The organism is Rhizohabitans arisaemae (genome assembly GCF_025996515.1).
Lineage (GTDB): Bacteria > Actinomycetota > Actinomycetes > Streptosporangiales > Streptosporangiaceae > Rhizohabitans > Rhizohabitans arisaemae.
This window is the reverse complement of sequence record NZ_BLRH01000029.1, coordinates 817,745-833,859: the sequence shown is the minus strand read 5'-3', so window position 1 is coordinate 833,859 and position 16,115 is coordinate 817,745. Positions and strand designations below refer to the sequence as shown.

Annotated in this window: 15 protein-coding genes; 5 read left to right on the top strand and 10 right to left on the bottom strand. The window is 67.6% G+C overall.

Translation table 11 applies throughout. From position 1 onward, the window contains the following. Window positions 1-51 precede the first annotated feature (51 nt). Entirely contained in the window at window positions 52-2,229 is a 2,178-nt protein-coding gene (locus RUR_RS15270) for an MMPL family transporter (RefSeq protein ID WP_283135683.1), read from the bottom strand. Between the two features lie 189 nt (window positions 2,230-2,418). Between RUR_RS15270 and RUR_RS15265 the strand changes: the two genes are divergently transcribed. Together RUR_RS15265 and RUR_RS15260 are read left to right on the top strand one after the other, a co-directional pair. Next, window positions 2,419-2,904, top strand: a complete 486-nt coding sequence (locus RUR_RS15265) for a pyridoxamine 5'-phosphate oxidase family protein (RefSeq protein WP_283135682.1) — start codon at window positions 2,419-2,421, stop codon at window positions 2,902-2,904. Window positions 2,905-3,327: 423 nt separating this feature from the next. After that, window positions 3,328-3,960, top strand: coding sequence for a MerR family transcriptional regulator (locus RUR_RS15260; RefSeq protein WP_283135681.1), 633 nt, complete (start codon window positions 3,328-3,330; stop codon window positions 3,958-3,960). A gap of 444 nt (window positions 3,961-4,404) precedes the next feature. Here the strand turns inward: RUR_RS15260 and RUR_RS15255 are convergent, their stop codons facing one another. Genes RUR_RS15255 through RUR_RS15225 form a run of 7 tightly spaced genes read right to left on the bottom strand, consistent with a single transcriptional unit; the run spans window position 4,405 to window position 10,679 of the window. Continuing rightward, window positions 4,405-5,346 (bottom strand): urease accessory protein UreD, encoded by a 942-nt coding sequence (locus RUR_RS15255; protein ID WP_283135680.1) that lies wholly within the window; start codon window positions 5,344-5,346, stop codon window positions 4,405-4,407. Next, on the bottom strand, window positions 5,331-5,957 hold the full coding sequence (ureG, locus tag RUR_RS15250) for an urease accessory protein UreG (RefSeq protein ID WP_283135679.1): 627 nt from the start codon (window positions 5,955-5,957) through the stop codon (window positions 5,331-5,333). Before ureG ends, RUR_RS15255 begins: the two co-directional genes overlap by 16 nt. An 11-nt stretch (window positions 5,958-5,968) precedes the next feature. Continuing rightward, window positions 5,969-6,640 carry an urease accessory protein UreF gene (locus RUR_RS15245; protein WP_283135678.1) on the bottom strand — a complete coding sequence of 224 codons (672 nt, stop codon included), beginning with the start codon at window positions 6,638-6,640 and terminating at the stop codon, window positions 5,969-5,971. Then, window positions 6,637-8,361 carry an urease subunit alpha gene (ureC, locus tag RUR_RS15240; RefSeq protein WP_283135677.1) on the bottom strand — a complete coding sequence of 575 codons (1,725 nt, stop codon included), beginning with the start codon at window positions 8,359-8,361 and terminating at the stop codon, window positions 6,637-6,639. Before ureC ends, RUR_RS15245 begins: the two co-directional genes overlap by 4 nt. Window positions 8,362-8,367: 6 nt before the next feature. Continuing rightward, window positions 8,368-9,405 carry an urease subunit beta gene (locus RUR_RS36790; RefSeq protein ID WP_428846998.1) on the bottom strand — a complete coding sequence of 346 codons (1,038 nt, stop codon included), beginning with the start codon at window positions 9,403-9,405 and terminating at the stop codon, window positions 8,368-8,370. A gap of 27 nt (window positions 9,406-9,432) precedes the next feature. Further along, on the bottom strand, window positions 9,433-9,738 hold the full coding sequence (locus tag RUR_RS15230) for an urease subunit gamma (protein WP_283135676.1): 306 nt from the start codon (window positions 9,736-9,738) through the stop codon (window positions 9,433-9,435). Continuing rightward, the gene (locus RUR_RS15225) at window positions 9,735-10,679 is read right to left on the bottom strand and encodes an urea transporter (protein WP_283135675.1); all 945 of its coding nucleotides are present in this window, start codon (window positions 10,677-10,679) and stop codon (window positions 9,735-9,737) included. Before RUR_RS15225 ends, RUR_RS15230 begins: the two co-directional genes overlap by 4 nt. 223 nt (window positions 10,680-10,902) lie before the next feature. Between RUR_RS15225 and RUR_RS15220 the strand changes: the two genes are divergently transcribed. Beyond that, on the top strand, window positions 10,903-12,120 hold the full coding sequence (locus RUR_RS15220) for an ammonium transporter (protein WP_283135674.1): 1,218 nt from the start codon (window positions 10,903-10,905) through the stop codon (window positions 12,118-12,120). A 109-nt stretch (window positions 12,121-12,229) separates the two neighbouring features. On the opposite strand, the gene RUR_RS15215 is transcribed toward RUR_RS15220, so the two are convergent. Then, window positions 12,230-12,541 (bottom strand): MarR family transcriptional regulator, encoded by a 312-nt coding sequence (locus RUR_RS15215; protein WP_283135673.1) that lies wholly within the window; start codon window positions 12,539-12,541, stop codon window positions 12,230-12,232. A gap of 231 nt (window positions 12,542-12,772) precedes the next feature. On the opposite strand from RUR_RS15215, the gene RUR_RS15210 reads away from it, so the two are divergent. Next, entirely contained in the window at window positions 12,773-13,738 is a 966-nt protein-coding gene (locus RUR_RS15210) for a TerC family protein (protein WP_283135672.1), read from the top strand. 183 nt (window positions 13,739-13,921) lie between these two features. Then, window positions 13,922-15,232: an MFS transporter gene (locus RUR_RS15205; protein WP_283135671.1), complete on the top strand. Its 1,311-nt coding sequence runs from the start codon at window positions 13,922-13,924 to the stop codon at window positions 15,230-15,232. 55 nt (window positions 15,233-15,287) lie between these two features. Here the strand turns inward: RUR_RS15205 and RUR_RS15200 are convergent, their stop codons facing one another. Further along, window positions 15,288-16,097 carry an IclR family transcriptional regulator gene (locus RUR_RS15200; RefSeq protein WP_283135670.1) on the bottom strand — a complete coding sequence of 270 codons (810 nt, stop codon included), beginning with the start codon at window positions 16,095-16,097 and terminating at the stop codon, window positions 15,288-15,290. Window positions 16,098-16,115: the final 18 nt, after the last annotated feature.

Below are 16,115 nucleotides of genomic sequence, written 5' to 3'. Positions count from 1 at the left end.
TCCTGCGCAAGCCGGTCCGGGGATCACGACCGATCCCCGGACCGGCGTTCTTCACGGTCGGACCCGAAGCCCCCGCGACTCGGGGCCGACGACCGGAACGGGCTCCGCGCTCTCCTCCGGAAGGCCGTACCGCCGCCACCAGCGGGCAAGCGGGGCAGGAGACCACCAGGCCCGGTGACCGAGCAACCGCATCGTGGCCGGGACCAGCAGACCGCGGACGATCGTGGCGTCGACCACCAGGGCCACCACGACGCCCACCCCGACCATCTTCAGCACGGTCACGTCGATGGTGACGAACGCCCCGACGACCACGCCCAGAAGGAGCGCCGCAGCGGTGACGATCCTGGCGGTGTGCTGGACGCCGACCGCCACCGACTCCACCGGGTCGCCGCTGCGCAGGTAGTGCTCCCGCATTCTGGCCAGCATGAACACCTCGTAGTCCATGGCGAGCCCGAACGTGATTGCCGCGATCATCAGCGGCATGTTGGCGTCCAGGAAACCCGGGGCGGTGAAGCCGAGCAGCCCGGAGAGGAAACCGTCCTGGAAGATCAACACCATCGCCCCGAAGGCGGCCGACAGCGACAGCAGGTTGGTGAGCACGGTCTTGATCGGCAGCATCACCGAGCCGAAGGCCAGGAAGAGCACCGCGAACGTCACCACCGCGATGATCAGCAACATCCACGGCAGCCCCGCGGCGAACATGTCGAGCATGTCCACGATCGCCGCCGGCCGGTTGGCGAACAGGGCCTCGGCCCCCGGCGGCGGAGGCTCGGCCCGGAGCTTCGCCACCACCTCCCTGATCTCGGCGCCGTACGGGCTGAGCGAGTAGCCCAGCGTGATCCGGGTCAGATCGTCCTTCGTCCCGGTCACCGCGGCGCGGTCCACCCCCTCGATCCGGTCGAGCCGCCGGGCGAAATCCTCCACGGCGGCCCGGTCCCGCTCGGCGGGGCCGGAGGTCCGGACCACCGCGGTGATCACCTTGGTGGGGTCGTACCGGAACTCCTCGGCAAGTGTCTCGGTCACCACCACGCTCTCGGTGTCCGACGGCAACGCCCACTCGGCGGGACGCGACCAGACGGCGCCCAGCAGCGGCAACCCCAGCGCGAGCAGCAGCGCACCGATCGTCAGGGTGACCGCGATCGGGCGGCGCATGACCGCGTGCGCGGTGCGGTACCAGCGGGTTCCGATTCCCCGCCGACCCCACGGCACCGGGATGGGCAGCGCGTCGATCCGATGTCCGACCTGGCGCAGCAGCGCGGGCAGCACGGTCAGCGAACTGAGTACCGCGAACAGCACGACACTGACCCCGGCGTAGGCCAGTGAGGTCAGGAACCTGGACGGGAACACCAGCAATCCGCCCAAGGTGACCGCGACGGTGATCCCGGAGACCACCACGGTGCGCCCCGCGGTGGCGGTGGAGCGGACCACGGCCTCCTCGACCAGGCGCCCGGAGGCGAGTTCCTCCCGGAATCGGCTCACGATCAGCAGTGCGTAGTCGGTGGCGAGACCCAGCCCGAGGATCACCACCACGTTGATCGCCGCGGTGGACAGATCGACCAGACCCCCGACCACCCGCAGCACCCCGAGCGAACCGACCGCCACCAGAATCGCGATGGCCAGCGGCACGGCCGCCGCGACGACGCTGCGGAACACCAGCAGCAACAGGATCAGCAGGAGCGGGAAGGAAATGATCTCCGCTCGGACGAGGTCCCGGTTGCTGATCTGGTTGAACTGGACCCCCACCGCGGTCAGCCCGCCGAACCGCTCGGTCAGGTTCGGCGCGTCCAGCAGCGGCACGATCTGCTGATAAATGCCGACCTGCTCTTCCTCGATCGCGCCGGGGAGCTGGATGGTGACGTAGGTCTTACGCCGGTCCTCGGACACGAAGTCGGCGGATCCGGTGGACCAGCGGGTCTCCAGCCAGGTGTAACTGTCCTTGGGCAGCTTGGCGACCACCTCTTCGACTTCCTGCCGGAATTCGGGGTCGTCCACCGTTTTGTCGGCGCTCTCATAGATGACGACCACATCGGCGACGTGCCGGCCGAGCGTGCCCGCCAGCAACCGGTTCGCCTCCGCGGACTCCCCGTGCGGGTTGTCCAGACCGGCGCCGCCCCCGAGAATCCCACCCGCCCCCGAACCCCACACCCCGCCGAGCACGACGAACAGCACCGCCCCGACGAACACCCAGATTCTGCGTCTCGCGCAGAACCGCCCAAGCGCAGCGAACATCCCCGTTCTCCCTCCGTTCAGGATTGATAGTAGAGATGTCCACTATCTATATTCAACCCATGCCGTACGGGCCTGCGGCCGACCCCGAGCGCTTAGGTCGCGGCGGGGCGCATGTCGAGAACGCACGATCGGCTCCGTCTAACCCGTGAGCACACCGCAGGGGTGTGCCAACCGACCAGGGGGATGGACATGGATGCCAGAGACGTCGCCGAGGTGCTGGCCCGGCCGATCTCGCGGAGGCTGCTGGGATCCTCGATCCCGGCGCGGCTGGCCTACGTCGGCCTCGACGGCGCGCCGCGGGTGGTCCCGATGGGGTTCCGGTGGTCCGGGGAGCACGTGCTGATGGCGACCGTGCCGGGGGCGGCGAAGGTGCAGGCGTTGCGGGTGCGCCCGCGGGTGGCGCTGACCGTGGACACCCAGGACGAGTGGCCGCCTCGGGTGCTGCAGATCCGGGGGGCGGCGCGGGTGGAGCAGGTCGAGGGGATACCGGACTCCTACGTCGAGGGGTCGCGGAAGGTGATCCCGCCCGCGTACTTCGAGGACTGGGAGCGGGGGGTGCGGGCCCTGTACGAGCGGATGGTCGTGATCACGGTGGAGCCGGACTGGGCAAAGCTGCTGGACTTCGATACCACCCTGCCCAAGGCCGTGGAGGACCTGCTGGCGGCACGCCGGTGAGCGGCCTTGCGGGCGGATGACCGGCGACCGCCGATCAGGACCGGCACGGCGGACAGCCCACGGCCGACGACCACAGCGGGCAGAGGAGAGAAAGGAGCGGGCGGCGGCCGAGTACATCCTGCTGACCAGGTACGGCGACGATGCCGGTGCGAGGCTGATGTCGGGATGAGACCCGGCGACGTGGCCGCAGGGCGACCTGTGACCGTGGCCGCACGGATCAGGGACCTGCTGCGTGAACCGGCGCCGCAGGTCCTCAGCACGGTCCACGCAGACACCGACCTGCGCTGTGCTGATCAGCCTTACAGTGCCGCACACGGCACCCGTACCGCCAATTGGCCAGGTGACGAGCATTCTTGGCGATAATGGATAGTAGAACTATCTGTTATCGCATTGTTAGACTGATCCGATCGCGAGGGAGGGTTCATGCGGATCGCAGAACTGAGTCGGCGCAGCGAGGTACCGGTGCCGACGATCAAGTTCTATCTGCGGACGGAACTCCTCTTCCCCGGCGAACGCACCAGCCACAACCAGGCGCAGTACACCGAGGCCCACGTCCGCCGGCTCAAGGTGATCAGAGCACTGATCGAGGTGGGCGGACTCAGCATCGCCGCCACCCGTGAAGTCCTGGAAAAGATGTACGCGCCCGGCATGAGCGCCGTCGACTCGGCGGGCAAAGCCCAGTTCGCCATGGTCACCCAGCGCCCCGTCATCGAAGACGAAACCTGGGAACGAGCCGTCAAAGAGACCGACGCCCTCCTCGACCGCCTCGGCTGGCAGGTCCGCGCCACCAACCCCGCCCGGCAGAGCCTCGCCTCCGCCATCGCCACCCTGTATCGCCTCGGCCAGACCCCCCAGCTCAAACTCCTCGACGACTACGCCAAAGTCGCCCGCCAAGCCGCCGAAGCCGAACTCGCCCACCTCGCCGGCGAAACCGACCCCGACGCCTTCGTAGAAAGCGCCGTCATCTGGACCGCCCTCGGCGACGTCATCTTCAGCGCCCTCCGCCGCGCCGCCCAAGAAGACATCGTCACCCGCTTCACCAGTCCCCAGGAGTGACTAACTCCCAGGGGACCGATTGGGCACTCATGATTCACCAGATGTGGTCCGGCGAAATGGAGCTGCTATCCCTCCAGGGATATCTGTGACCCCTCTTCGGAGGCGTGGTGTAGCACTACGGGCTGCAATCCCTCCAGGGATGATCTGTGACCGGACCCACATCAAACTATGTGGGATTTCCAGGCCAGTTGCGATCCCTCAAGGGCTGATCTGTGACTCTGCTGGCATCCTCGTAATGACAATCCCGATCATGTTTCTATCCCTCCAGGGATCTGCGACCCGAGGGTAAAGTCGCAGAACAGCGGGGAGTTCGCAGGTCAGGCCTTGATCAAATAAATCATCAGGGTGCTGCTGGGACTGGGTCAATGGTCTCAAGCTGCGTGGTAGATCGTGGGGAACTCAGTGGATTCCAGTGCTTCGTTTGCTAAGCACGAAACAGCGGGGTCAGGGTTTGCGGCGGTCTGGGGCGGGGGTGCCGGTGATTAGGCGGCGGGCGGTGTCCCAGAGGTGGTTCAGGGTGGCGGTGGCCTCGGGGGATTCGGGGGCGAGGAGGCGCGCCCAGGCGCCAACGTCGCCGGGGAGGGTGCTGGCTCCGGCTGGGAGGCCGCTGACCTGCGCGGTTTCGTGGAGTGCGTCGGCCAGGTCGGCTGCGGGGACAGCGGAGGTGAGCACATACAAGGTAGCCATGGCGCCGTAGTCGCTGAAGACGGCTGGGCCGGTGACTGGGGATTTGGCCGGGATGAGGCGGATCGGATCGGCCATGAGCAGGGTGCCGTCGGGGGCGTGGACCTCCAGGTCGGTGCAGTACGCGGTGTAGGCGTGCCGTTCGCCGCGGGCCAGTCGTCCGGCGAGGACGGTCTCGCCGAGGATCGCGGTGGCGGTGGGATCGAGGCTTACCCGGGTTCGCTGGTAGAAACGGGACTCCGCGAACGGGATGACCGGGTCGGGCAGATACTCGAGGTAGCCGCCGGGGCCGACGGTGATGGACACCAGCTGGGTGGCGTAGTCCTGTTCCATCCGATAGATCTTGGTTGCGGCCTGCGTGGTGAGATGGACGGAAGCGCCGGCGGCACAGGTGAAGTCAAGACGGTGGCGATCTCCCTGGAGGATGCCTCCGCCGGTGGACATGAGGATGACGTACGGCAGGTCGGGGCGTGCCGGGTCGTAGTAGAGCGGCCGCGTGATCTGCAGCGGCGTCTTCTGGTAGTGGCCGACCAACTCCGTACGATCACTGCGTCTCTCGAAGGTCAGGTCGAGGAGGCCGACCTTGCCGGGGCTGCCGACCGGGAGCATGTCCGGGATATGGGCGAACCGGGCCACATCCTCGGGAATGTCGTCGACCGTGTAGTGGCCCGGGGCCAGCCGGTCCCCTACGCAGGCGACCATGCGAGCGGCCTGCGGCTGTTGATGAAGTCGGCGACCTCGGACACGCCGTCACCGGTCAGGGAGTTGGTGAGGATCACCGGCCGCCCCTCCCGGACTCGGTGGGCGTCGCTCTCCATCACGCCGATGTCGGTACGGACGTACTTGGCGATGTCCACCTTGTTGATGACAAGCAGGTCGGAGTCGGTGACACCGGGGCCGCGCTTACGCGGCATCTTCTCCCCTTCCGCGGTGTCCAGCACGAAGATGTAGACGTCGGCGAGCAGCGGGCTGAAGGTGAGGGTGAGGTTGTCGCCGCCGCTTTCGTACAGCAGGGTGTCGATGTCGGCGAAGCGTTCCACCATTTCCGCCCCGGCCGCGAGGTTCATGCTGGGATCGTCCCGAACCGCGGTGTGCGGGCAGGAGCCGGTCTCGATGCCGACGATGCGCTCGGGGGCGATCACCCCTTTCAGGGTGCGTTTGATGTGGTCGGCGTCTTCCTTGGTGTAGATGTCGTTGGTGATGATGCCGAGGCTGTGACCCCGTTCGATCAGGATGGGGGCGAGGGCCTCGATGAGGGCGGTCTTGCCGGAGCCGACCGGACCGCCGATACCGATTTTGAGGATGTTCTCCATGGGTCCGCCTTTCAAGTGGTGAAGAGCCGGGCTTCCGCCCGTTCGTGGGCGGCGCTCATGGTGTCCGCGATCGGGGTCGAGGCGTGCAGGTCCCGCGGGGTCCGCGCGGCCAGAGCGCCGCCGGCCGCCTTCTTGATCGCCGCCGCAGCGCCGTACAGGACGATCTGTGCTTGTCGGAAGTCGAGCCTGCGCAGGCGTACGGCTGCGCCGACCCAGCTCGTGGCGTACGCGAACAGGTCGCTCGTGACCGCGGCGGACACCGGCACACCGAGTCCGGCGTAAGCGGTGCCGAGGACCACGGCGTGGTTGCCTGGCGTGGCCCGAGCTGCGACAAGGTCTGCCAGCGTGGACAGTTCGGGCGTGGCGAAGACCTGGCTCGCGGTCTGCAGGACCTGTCTGCCGGTCCTGACGGCGGCGGCGCGGATCTCGCGATTGAGTTTGACGGCGTGGAGCCTGCGGTCCACCTCCACCACGGTGTCCCAGTCGTCCGCCGCCACGGCCCGATGGGTGAGGGCCAGGGCGGCGGCGTCGCCCGGCCCGGCCGAGTTCAGCAGCGTGTCCTCCAGCAGCGCTGCCACGTCGACGGGCCCGGCCTGGGCATAGCCCTCCAAACCATGGGAGAGCGTGTACAGGCCGCTCGGGAAAGCCGAATCGGTCAGCTGAAGCTGCGCGAGCAGGTTCACGCGAGGAAGAACAGATGGTTCAGCGGCAGTTCCTCGGCCGGTTTGATGGTGGCGTGCTCGCCGTCCACGGTGACCTTGAACGTCTCCGGATCCACCGTGATCTTGGGTAGTGCGGAGTTGCGGATCATGTGGCGTTTGTCCACAGTACGGGCGTGGCGGGTCCTGGCGATCAGCCGCTGCAAACCGAGTTTCTCCGGCACCCCGGCCGCGATGGCCGCGTCCGGCAGGAACGTCACGTGCGTCTTGCGCTGGGCCATCCCCATCGACCCGTACATCGGCCGGTAGTAGACCGGCTGCGGGGTGGGCAGCGAGGCGTTCGGGTCACCCATCTGCGCCCAGTTGATCATTCCGCCTTTGACGACCACGGCCGGTTTGGCGGCGAACGAGGTGAACGGCCACAGCACGATGTCGGCCAGTTTGCCGTCCTCCAGCGAACCAACGGTCTCGGCGATGCCCGTGGTCCGCGCCGGGTTGATGGTGAGTTTGGCCAGGTAGCGCAGGACCCGCGCGTTGTCGTTGCGCGCGGAGTCCTCCGGTAGTTTGCCCCGCTGGTCCTTGCAGTGGTGCGCGGTCTGGAACGCCCGGGTGAAGGTCTCCCCGATCCGCCCCATGGCCTGGGAGTCGGAGGAGAACATGCTGATCACACCCATGTCCTGAAGCACGGTCTCGGCGGCGATGGTCTCCGCCCGGACCCGGCTGTCGGCGAACGAGACATCCTCTGGAATGTCATGGCTGAGGTGGTGGCAGACCATCACCATGTCCAGCAATTCGTCCACCGAGTTGATCGTGTACGGCAGGGTGGGGTTGGTGGACGAGGGCAGGGCGTTCGGCTCCCCGGCGATGCGGATCATGTCGGGCGCGTGCCCGCCGCCCGCGCCCTCGGTGTGGAAGGTGTGGATCGCGCGGCCGTTGATCGCGCTGATCGTGTCCTCCAGGTAGGAGGCCTCGTTGAGGCTGTCGGCGTGCAAGGCCACCTGGATGTCGTACTCGTCGGCCACCCGAAGTGCGCAGTCCACCACCGACGGGGTCGAACCCCAGTCCTCATGGACCTTCAGGACGCACGCCCCGGCTTCGATCTGCTCGGCTAGCGCGGCCGGCATGCTGCAGTTCCCCTTGGCCATGAGGCCGATGTTGACCGGCAGCGCTTCCACCGCCTGCAGCATCCTGCCGATGTTCCACGGGCCCGGGGTGCAGGTGGTGCCACGCGTGCCGTCCGTGGGGCCCGTTCCGCCGCCGATCAGCGTGGTGATTCCGTTGCTCAGCGCGTTCCTGGCCTGCTGCGGGGAGATCAGGTGGACGTGCGGGTCGATGGCGCCCGGGGTGGCGATCATGTTCTCACCGGCCAGCACCTCGGTCCCGACCCCGATGACCAACCGGCGGTCCACCCCGCTCTGGGTGTGCGGGTTCCCCGCCTTGCCGATCCCCACGATCCTGCCGTCCTTGATACCGATGTCGCCCTTGACGACACCGAGCACCGGGTCGAGCACAACCGCATTGGTGATGACCAGATCGAGGGCGATCGTGGCGTTCTGCGAGCCGGGGTCGGCCGCCATGCCGTCCCGGGCGGTCTTCCCGCCGCCGTAGACGGCCTCCTCGCCGTAATGACCTTCCGTGTGGTCCTTCTCGATCTCGATCACCAGGTTGGTGTCCGCCAGCCGGACCCGGTCCCCCACGGTGGGGCCGAACATGTCCACATACTGTTTGCGGGTCATGGTGCCCATCGGCGATCAGCCTTTCTTCTTCGCGGGAACGCGTTTGGCCGCGGCCTTCCGGGTGGCGGGTGCCGCGCCGGGCTGCTTGGCCTTCGCCGGGGCCTTCCGCGTGGCGGGTGCCGTGGTGGCCGGCCTGACCTTGGCCGTGTCCTTCTTCGGCGCGGCCTTCTTGGTCACTGTCGCGGCCTTCGCCGGCGCAGCCGCCGTGACCTTCCCCGGCGCAGTGGCGGCGGCCTTCTTCGGCGCAGCCGTTGCCTTCCTTGTGACGGTCGCGGCCTTCTTCGGCGCAACTGTGGCCTTCGCCTGGACGGTCTTCTTCGGCGCTGTCGTGGCCTTCGCCGCGGCAGCCGCCGTGACCTTCCTTGGTGCAGTGGCGGCGGCCTTCTTCGGTGCAGCCTTCTTCGGCGCTGTCGTGGCCTTCGCCGTGGCAGCCGCGACCTTCTTCGGAGCAGCCGGAGCGGCCTTCACCGGAGCCGCCGTCGCGACTTTCCTTGACGCAGCCGCAGCGACCTTCTTCGCCGCGGTCGCTGCTTTCTTCGGTGCGGCCTTCTTGGGCGCTGTCGCTGCCTTCGCCGGGGCGGCGGCGACTTTCCTTGGCGCGGCGGCGGCCTTCCTCGGGGCTGCCGCGGCCTTCTTCGCCGCGGGGGCCATACCGGGCTGGATCACCTTGGCCGCAGGTTCCGGTTTGTCGGCGTACCCCAGTTCGGCCAGCTTCCTGAGGGCGTGGGCTTTGGCGTCCCGGGCCCGGATTCCGCCGTTCAGCAGGCCTGCGAAGCCGACGACGCGCATGCCGCCGCCGTACTCGACGAGGGTGACTCTGCGCGTGTCACCCGGCTCGATGCGTACGGCGGTGCCCGCGGGGATGTCCAGGCGCATGCCGTACGCCTTGGCCCGGTCGAAGCGGAGCGCCCGGTTCGCTTCGAAGAAGTGGAAATGCGAGCCGACCTGGATGGCCCGGTCCCCGGTGTTGCGCACGGTCAAGGTGACCGTGGCCCGGCCGGCGTTGATCTCGATCGGTTGGCTGGCGTAGATGATCCTGTCGGTGTGCTTCATGACGGTCGACTCCTTTCGTGCCGGGCTTCAGACGCCGATCGGGTCATGGCAGGAGACCAGCTTGGAACCGTCCTTGAACGACGCCTCGACCTGCATCAGCTTGAGCATCTCCCGCACGCCGGGCATCACGTCGTCCCCGTTGAGGACCTGTTTGCCCAGTTCCATGCAGTCGGCCACGGTCTTGCCCTCCCGGGCGGCCTCCAGGATCGCGACACTGATCATCGCCACGGCTTCGCTGTAGTTGAGCTTGAGACCGCGATACATCCGTTTGGTCGCGATATCCGCGACCACATAGACCATCAGCTTGTCGATTTCCCGCGGTGCGAGATTCATGAGTTCTCCTTAGGGTCGCTCCGGCGAACACCGGAAAGCACCGGGACGGCCGCCAAGAAGATCCAGGTCACCAGGACGAACGGCCAGGTCAGGGTGTGGCCCCCGACCGGAGCGAAGAGGTTGCCGACGAAAGCGGTCAACACGGTCGCCGCGATCACCCCGAAGGCGGCGAACAGCACACCGAGCGGGGTCAACGCCACGAACGTGCCGCACAGCGCGATTCCGATCAGCACCGCGTTGTAGCCGTACAGGCCGGCGCCGATGTCCGCCGCGGCCGCGCCGAGGATCCACGCCACCGCGATGCCGATCGCGCTGGAGACCACGGCGGCCAGTGCGACGATCCGGTCGGCGAACAGCAGGCCGATCAGGAAGATCAGCCCGACGTACCAGCGGTTCTGGAAGAACACCTGGCCGATCCCGTTGAGCAGCCCCTGCCAGAGATCGGTGAAGGTCAGCGCGGTACCGGGACGCGCCGCCGACGGCGGTGTGGCCAGGGTCCGGCCTCGCCAGACCCGGCCGAACGTCGGCGCGCCGATCACGATGAACGTGGTGATCGCGCAGAACGGCGCGGTGAAGGTCGGTACCCGGTACGGCGTGAGCATGGCGTGCAGCGCCGAGGTCAGCACACTGCCCATGACCGCCCCGACGATCACCAACAGCACGGTGATCCAGTGAACGCCGAGGTACAGCACGAGCGCGACGCCGATCAGGGTGCCGTTGAACCCTTCGAGCCCGCCCAGGATGCGATCCCGGGAAGCACCGAGAATCCACGCGGTCAGCGTGGCCACAGCCGTCCCGAGCAGCCCGAAGACGCCGAACTGCCAACCCCCGACGAACAGCGCGACGACAAAGCACACCGCGGTGCCGAAACTGCTCTGGAAATCGACCTGACCGACCCCGCGCAGGATCGCGAGCGGTAGGTCGGGGGCGGTGGCACGCACGTGTGCCGACTCCTTCAGTCGATACGGCCGATCGGCGAGAACCTTCCCTGGGAGCTACCTATCCAGACGAAAACCGCCATTTACAGGAAAAGCCTTTAAACACGGCCTCCGAACGAGAACTTCAGCCCTATGTGTGAAATATCCGGCTAAAGCTCTGGCATCTCGGGTTTTGCCACCCGCCCGGACGACCAATCTGCAAGGAGCAGCGAAACGAGGTCGAATGATGCCGCCAGGGCTGAACACCGGAGACTCCGCCTGGGTTCTCGTCAGCACCGCCATGGTGCTGCTCATGACCCCCGGCCTGGCCTTCTTCTACGGCGGCATGGTCCGGGCGCAGAACGTGCTCAGCATGCTCTTCATGAGCTTCGTCTCAATCGCCCTGGTGACGATCCTCTGGTTCGCGTACGGCTACGGCCTGGTCTTCGGGCGCGACCTCGGCGGTGCCGGGCTGATCGGCTTCGGCGATTTCCGCTTCGCCGACATCCTGCCGAGCACGCTCCACGGCCAAGTCCCCGTCTACGCGTTCGCCCTGTTCCAGCTCACCTTCGCCATCATCACCGTGGCGCTCATCAGCGGATCGGTCGCCGGACGCACCCGGCTCGTCCCGTGGATCGTCTTCTCCGTCGTCTGGGTGACACTGGTGTACTTCCCGATCGCGCACTGGGTCTTCTCCCCCGGCGGCTGGATCCACAAATGGGGCGTCCTCGACTTCGCCGGCGGCCTCGTCGTCGAACTCAACTCCGGAATGGCCGGTCTCGCCCTCGCCATCGCGCTCGGGCCCGGCATCAGATACCGCAAGAAAGAGCCCCCTCAGCCCAGCAACATTCCCTTCGTCATGCTCGGCCTCGGCCTCCTCTGGTTCGGCTGGTTCGGGTTCAACGGCGGCTCCGCCTTGGCCGACGGCAGAATCGCCGTCAACGCCTTCCTCAGCACGATGATCGCCGGCGCCGCCGGAATGCTCACCTGGCTCGTCATCGAATGGCTCCGGTACCGGCATTTCACCAAACTGGGCTCCGCCACCGGCGCACTCGCCGGACTGGTCGCCATCACCCCGTCCTGCGCCTACGTCAACGCCGAAGGCGCCCTCATCGTCGGCATCGTCGCCGCGATCGTCGTCTCCTACGCCGTGACCTGGAAACTCGTCCTCGGCTACGACGACACCCTCGACGTCGTCGGCGTCCACGGCGCCGGCGGCATCGTCGGCGTGGTCCTCATCGGCCTGCTCTCCACCGGCATCACCGCGACCACGACCAAAGGACTCCTGTACGGCGGATCGCCGGCTCTCCTCGGCAAGCAGATAGCAGCCATCATCGTCGTCGGCGTCTATTCCTTCGTCGTCACCTACGTCATCGGCAAAATCATCGACCGGCTCCTCCAGATGAAAGAAACCGCCACCGAGCAAATCGCCGGCTCCGACCTCCAATTCGGCCCCGGGGAATGAAGCCCTCACCGGCGCCCGTAGGTGAGGGATCCGGTGAACGGGGCGGGATCGGGGTCGCAGGCTGTGCCCGTACGGCATCCGGGGTCAGGGTCGTGTCGAGGACCTGTGATCAAGGGGACGGCGTGGAGGTTGGGAAGAGGGCGCGGAGGAGGTCGCCGACGGTGGTGTGGTGTTCCAGGTGGTGGCGGAGGGGGCGGGAGTGGTCGAGGGTGTAGTGGTTGCGGCGGCCTTTCCGCTCCACTTGCAAGTAGCCCTCGGCGACAAGGTGGGCGACGATGGTCTGCACCGCACGGAGGGTGATGCCGACCTGGTCGGCGACCTCCTTCATGGTGACGTCCGGGTTGCGATCGAGGCAGACCAGGACGTGGGCATGGTTGCTGAGGAACGTCCACAGATGCCGCTCAGGTGTGGCGGTGCTCACAGATTCGCCCACTCTCCTCTATTTCCAGACATAGGGGGATGCCGTCTGGCTTGACATACGAAGTCTACTTCGTACATAGTGGAAGTGCGGAGGGGAGTACCCATCCTGATCAGGATCGACAGTACGGTGCGCTCAGCAGCCACCCGGTCCTGGCCCGCCTTCGGCCATGTATGAGGTCGACGGCGGCGGGGAGACCTCCGGTCACTTCACAGACCGGAGGAGACAACTCCCATGAACGTTCCCATGTGGGCATGGTTCGCCGTTCTCGGCGTGATCGTCGCCATGCTCGCCGTCGACTTGTTCAGTCACCGCAAGGCCCACGTGGTCACCATGCGCGAGGCCGCCCTGTGGTCCGGGATCTGGATCGCCCTTGGCGTCGCGTTCGGCGCGGTGATCTGGTGGACGTCCGGCGCCGAATTCGCCGGTCAGTACTTCGCCGGCTATGTGATCGAGAAGTCGCTCGCGGTCGACAACGTCTTCATCTTCGCGATCATTTTCAGCTACTTCGCGGTGCCTCCGCAGTACCAGCACCGGGTGCTGTTCTACGGCGTGCTCGGCGCCCTGGTCTTCCGCGGCGCGTTCATCGCCGCCGGATCGCTGCTGATCGCGAGCTTCGCCTGGATCCTGTACGTGTTCGGCGCGTTCCTGGTGCTCACCGGTATCCGGATGGCCATGCAGCGCAACGAGCACATGGACCCCGCCAAGAGTCGTTCCCTCCGGCTGCTCCGGAAAGTGATCCCGGTCACCGAGGAGTACCACGGGAACAAGTTCCTCATCCGGCAGGCCGGCCGCTGGGTCGCCACCCCGCTCCTGGCGGTGCTGGTCCTCGTCGAGGTCACCGACGTCATCTTCGCCGTCGACTCGATCCCGGCCATCTTCGCCGTCACCTCCGAGCCGTTCCTGGTCTTCACCTCCAACGCCTTCGCCATCCTGGGTCTGCGCGCGATGTACTTCATGCTCGCCGGGCTCATGCACCGCTTCGTCTACCTCAAGCTGGGCCTGGCACTGGTGCTGGTCTGGGTGGGTGTCAAGATGCTCCTGCTGGACGTCTACCACATCCCGACCGGGATCTCCCTGGCGGTCGTCGCCGCGATCCTCGCCGTCTCCATCGGCGCCAGCTGGTACAGCACCCGGAACTCCGGCGCCGCGACCGAGACGGAGAAGTCCGAGCCGGAGGCGGTGGACTCCGCCCGATAACCCCCGCCCCCACGAGGCCGCACGCACCCCGCGTGCGGCCTCGTCGTCTTTGAGCAACCGGGCCTTAACCGAGCCCGGCTACGTTCACGGCGATTTTCGGGATTGCCAAGCGGTGCGCCTTCTCGGAGACCGCGCGGCACACCCGATCGGCGTTCAAGAACGATTTCAGGGAGGCGGGCAGCCATGCTGACAAAGCCGGCCGCGCCGGAGTTGACCACCGAGGTTCCTCGTCAAGGCTTCAAAGCCACCGCTTCATCCGCGATCGGCTTCGCACTCGATTTCTACGACCTTTACGTCATCGTGTTCATCGCCCCGGTGATCGCCTCGGTGTTCTTCCCGTCCGCGGAGCGGACCCTTTCCCTCGCGGGCGCCTACGTCACCCTGGCGGCCACCCTGATCATGCGGCCGGTGGGGGCGGTTCTGCTCGGGGGCGTCGCTGACCGCCACGGACGTAAGCGCTCCATGGTCGTGGCGTTGGCCGGTGTCGGTACGGTGACGGCGTTGATGGGCCTTCTGCCCACCACACACCAGATCGGGGTGCTCGCGCCGATCCTCCTCCTGCTGCTCCGGCTCGTGCAGGGTCTCTTCGTGGGCGGGGTGTTCGCCTCGACACTCACGCTGGCGACCGAGTCGGTGTCCCCGCGCCGACGGGGCCTGGCGTCCGGCCTGGTCGGCGGAGGCGGTACGGCGGCGGGCAGCGTGCTCGCCTCCCTGGCGCTGTTCGCCGCGCTGCGCGTGTTCCCTGGCCCCGGCTTCGACGACTGGGGATGGCGGGCGATGTTCCTCGCCGGCGGGCTGCCCATCGTGCTGAGCTTCTTCGTGATGCGCTACGTCGAGGAGTCCCCCGTCTGGAAGGCTCCGGCGGCGGGCGCACGCCGTCCGCTGCGCGCGCTTCTCGCTCCGGGCCGTCGGCGGGTGCTGGCGGTAAACGTCGCCGTCGTGTTCGGCATCGGCACCAGCTTCCTGCTCACCCTGGGCTTCCTGCCCACCTACCTGCAGGTGGTGGTCGGCCTGCCGAGCGATGTGGTGAGCACGATCCTGATCTGGGTGAACCTCGCCGCCTTCGTCTTCGCCCCCCTCAGCGGCCACCTGAGCGAGCGGTACGGCCGGCGGCGGGTGATGTTCGCGCTCTCCTCGATCAACGTGTTCGCGCTGCCGCTCCTGTATCTGTGGCTGGCCGGGCTGCGGGGCGACGGTCCGTCCCCGTTGGTCATCGGGATCACCCTGCTGGCGTCCTGCCTGACCGTCGCCGCCTTCGGGCCGCTGCCGATCTTCTTGAACGAGCGCTTCGCGACGGGCGTCCGCGCGTCGGGCACCGCGCTGTCGGTCAACATCGGGTTCGCGCTCGCCGGTCTGGTGCCGACCCTGGTGAACGCGACCAGTGGCGGAACCGGGCGGTTGCCGGTGTTCGCCGCGGCCGGGCTGTTCCTCGCCGGTGCCGTCACCCTGGCCTGCCTCAGCCGGACCCCCGAACCCGGGCGCGGGCTCGACTGACCGGTGGCGGACGCCGCCGTCCGATGGCCGTACGGGCGGATCGCCCGCCGCCCGGTCACGGCGCGAGGGCGTCGAGGTCGGCCTTGGCTCGATCGATCGTGAAGCGAAGCTCGGCCGCCAGGGCGACGATGCGGTCCTTGGCGAACCGCGGAGTGGGCACCGCGATGGACAGCGCTCCGACGACCTGGCCCGACCGATCCGCCACGCACATGCCGACGGCGCAGATCCCCGCCTCGGTGGCCTCCAGGTTGAGCGCGTACCCACGCCGGCGCACCGCGCGCAGTGAGTCGCGGAACCGCTGGAAGTCGGCCGCCGGCATCTTGGGCGAGGCATCCGTTTTCGCGGAGGCCAACCTGCCGGCCGGCGGCTCGGCCTCGTCGGCCAGGTACAGCTCGGCCAGTTCCGCGTCGCTCAGCTCGGCCAGCAGCGCGAGCCCGCCGGAGGACAGGCTGGCGGGCAGGATGGTGCCCTGCCGATCCCCCACGTGGAGGACCTGGGGGGATTCCACCGTGGCCAGAAACCTGGTCTGAGTGCCGACGCGAACCATGAAGTTCACGGTTTCGCCCACCCGGTCGCACAGGGCGTCCATGTGCGGGAGCAGCGCCCGGCGCAACCGCCGCAGCGGTGGCGCGGCGGGGATGCGCGGCGCGGAGAGGGCGGGGCCCGGGAGGTAGCCGCGGCTCTCGTCCTGAACCGCGAAGCCGCGGTAGACCAGCATCGCCAGCAGCCGGTGGGCGGTCGACCGGGCGGTTCCGAGCTCCTCCGCGGCCTCACTCACCCGCAGGCTTTCCTGGTCTCGCAGCATCTGGAGGAGTCGCAGGGCGTTGTCGACGGAGTTGAGGGGGTAGGGAGGTCGATTCTCCATAGCAGAATAGTGTACGCC

Bases quoted from the DNA above. Each gene is read 5' to 3' on its own strand.
- RUR_RS15230 (WP_283135676.1), bottom strand. From the start codon at position 9,738: ATGAATCTCGCACCGCGGGAAATCGACAAGCTGATGGTCTATGTGGTC.
- RUR_RS15205 (WP_283135671.1), top strand. From the start codon at position 13,922: ATGCTGACAAAGCCGGCCGCGCCGGAGTTGACCACCGAGGTTCCTCGT.
- RUR_RS15260 (WP_283135681.1), top strand. From the start codon at position 3,328: ATGCGGATCGCAGAACTGAGTCGGCGCAGCGAGGTACCGGTGCCGACG.
- RUR_RS15265 (WP_283135682.1), top strand. From the start codon at position 2,419: ATGGATGCCAGAGACGTCGCCGAGGTGCTGGCCCGGCCGATCTCGCGG.
- ureC (WP_283135677.1), bottom strand. From the start codon at position 8,361: ATGGGCACCATGACCCGCAAACAGTATGTGGACATGTTCGGCCCCACC.
- RUR_RS15255 (WP_283135680.1), bottom strand. From the start codon at position 5,346: ATGGTCGCCTGCGTAGGGGACCGGCTGGCCCCGGGCCACTACACGGTC.
- RUR_RS36790 (WP_428846998.1), bottom strand. From the start codon at position 9,405: ATGAAGCACACCGACAGGATCATCTACGCCAGCCAACCGATCGAGATC.
- ureG (WP_283135679.1), bottom strand. From the start codon at position 5,957: ATGGAGAACATCCTCAAAATCGGTATCGGCGGTCCGGTCGGCTCCGGC.
- RUR_RS15220 (WP_283135674.1), top strand. From the start codon at position 10,903: ATGCCGCCAGGGCTGAACACCGGAGACTCCGCCTGGGTTCTCGTCAGC.
- RUR_RS15200 (WP_283135670.1), bottom strand. From the start codon at position 16,097: ATGGAGAATCGACCTCCCTACCCCCTCAACTCCGTCGACAACGCCCTG.
- RUR_RS15210 (WP_283135672.1), top strand. From the start codon at position 12,773: ATGAACGTTCCCATGTGGGCATGGTTCGCCGTTCTCGGCGTGATCGTC.
- RUR_RS15270 (WP_283135683.1), bottom strand. From the start codon at position 2,229: ATGTTCGCTGCGCTTGGGCGGTTCTGCGCGAGACGCAGAATCTGGGTG.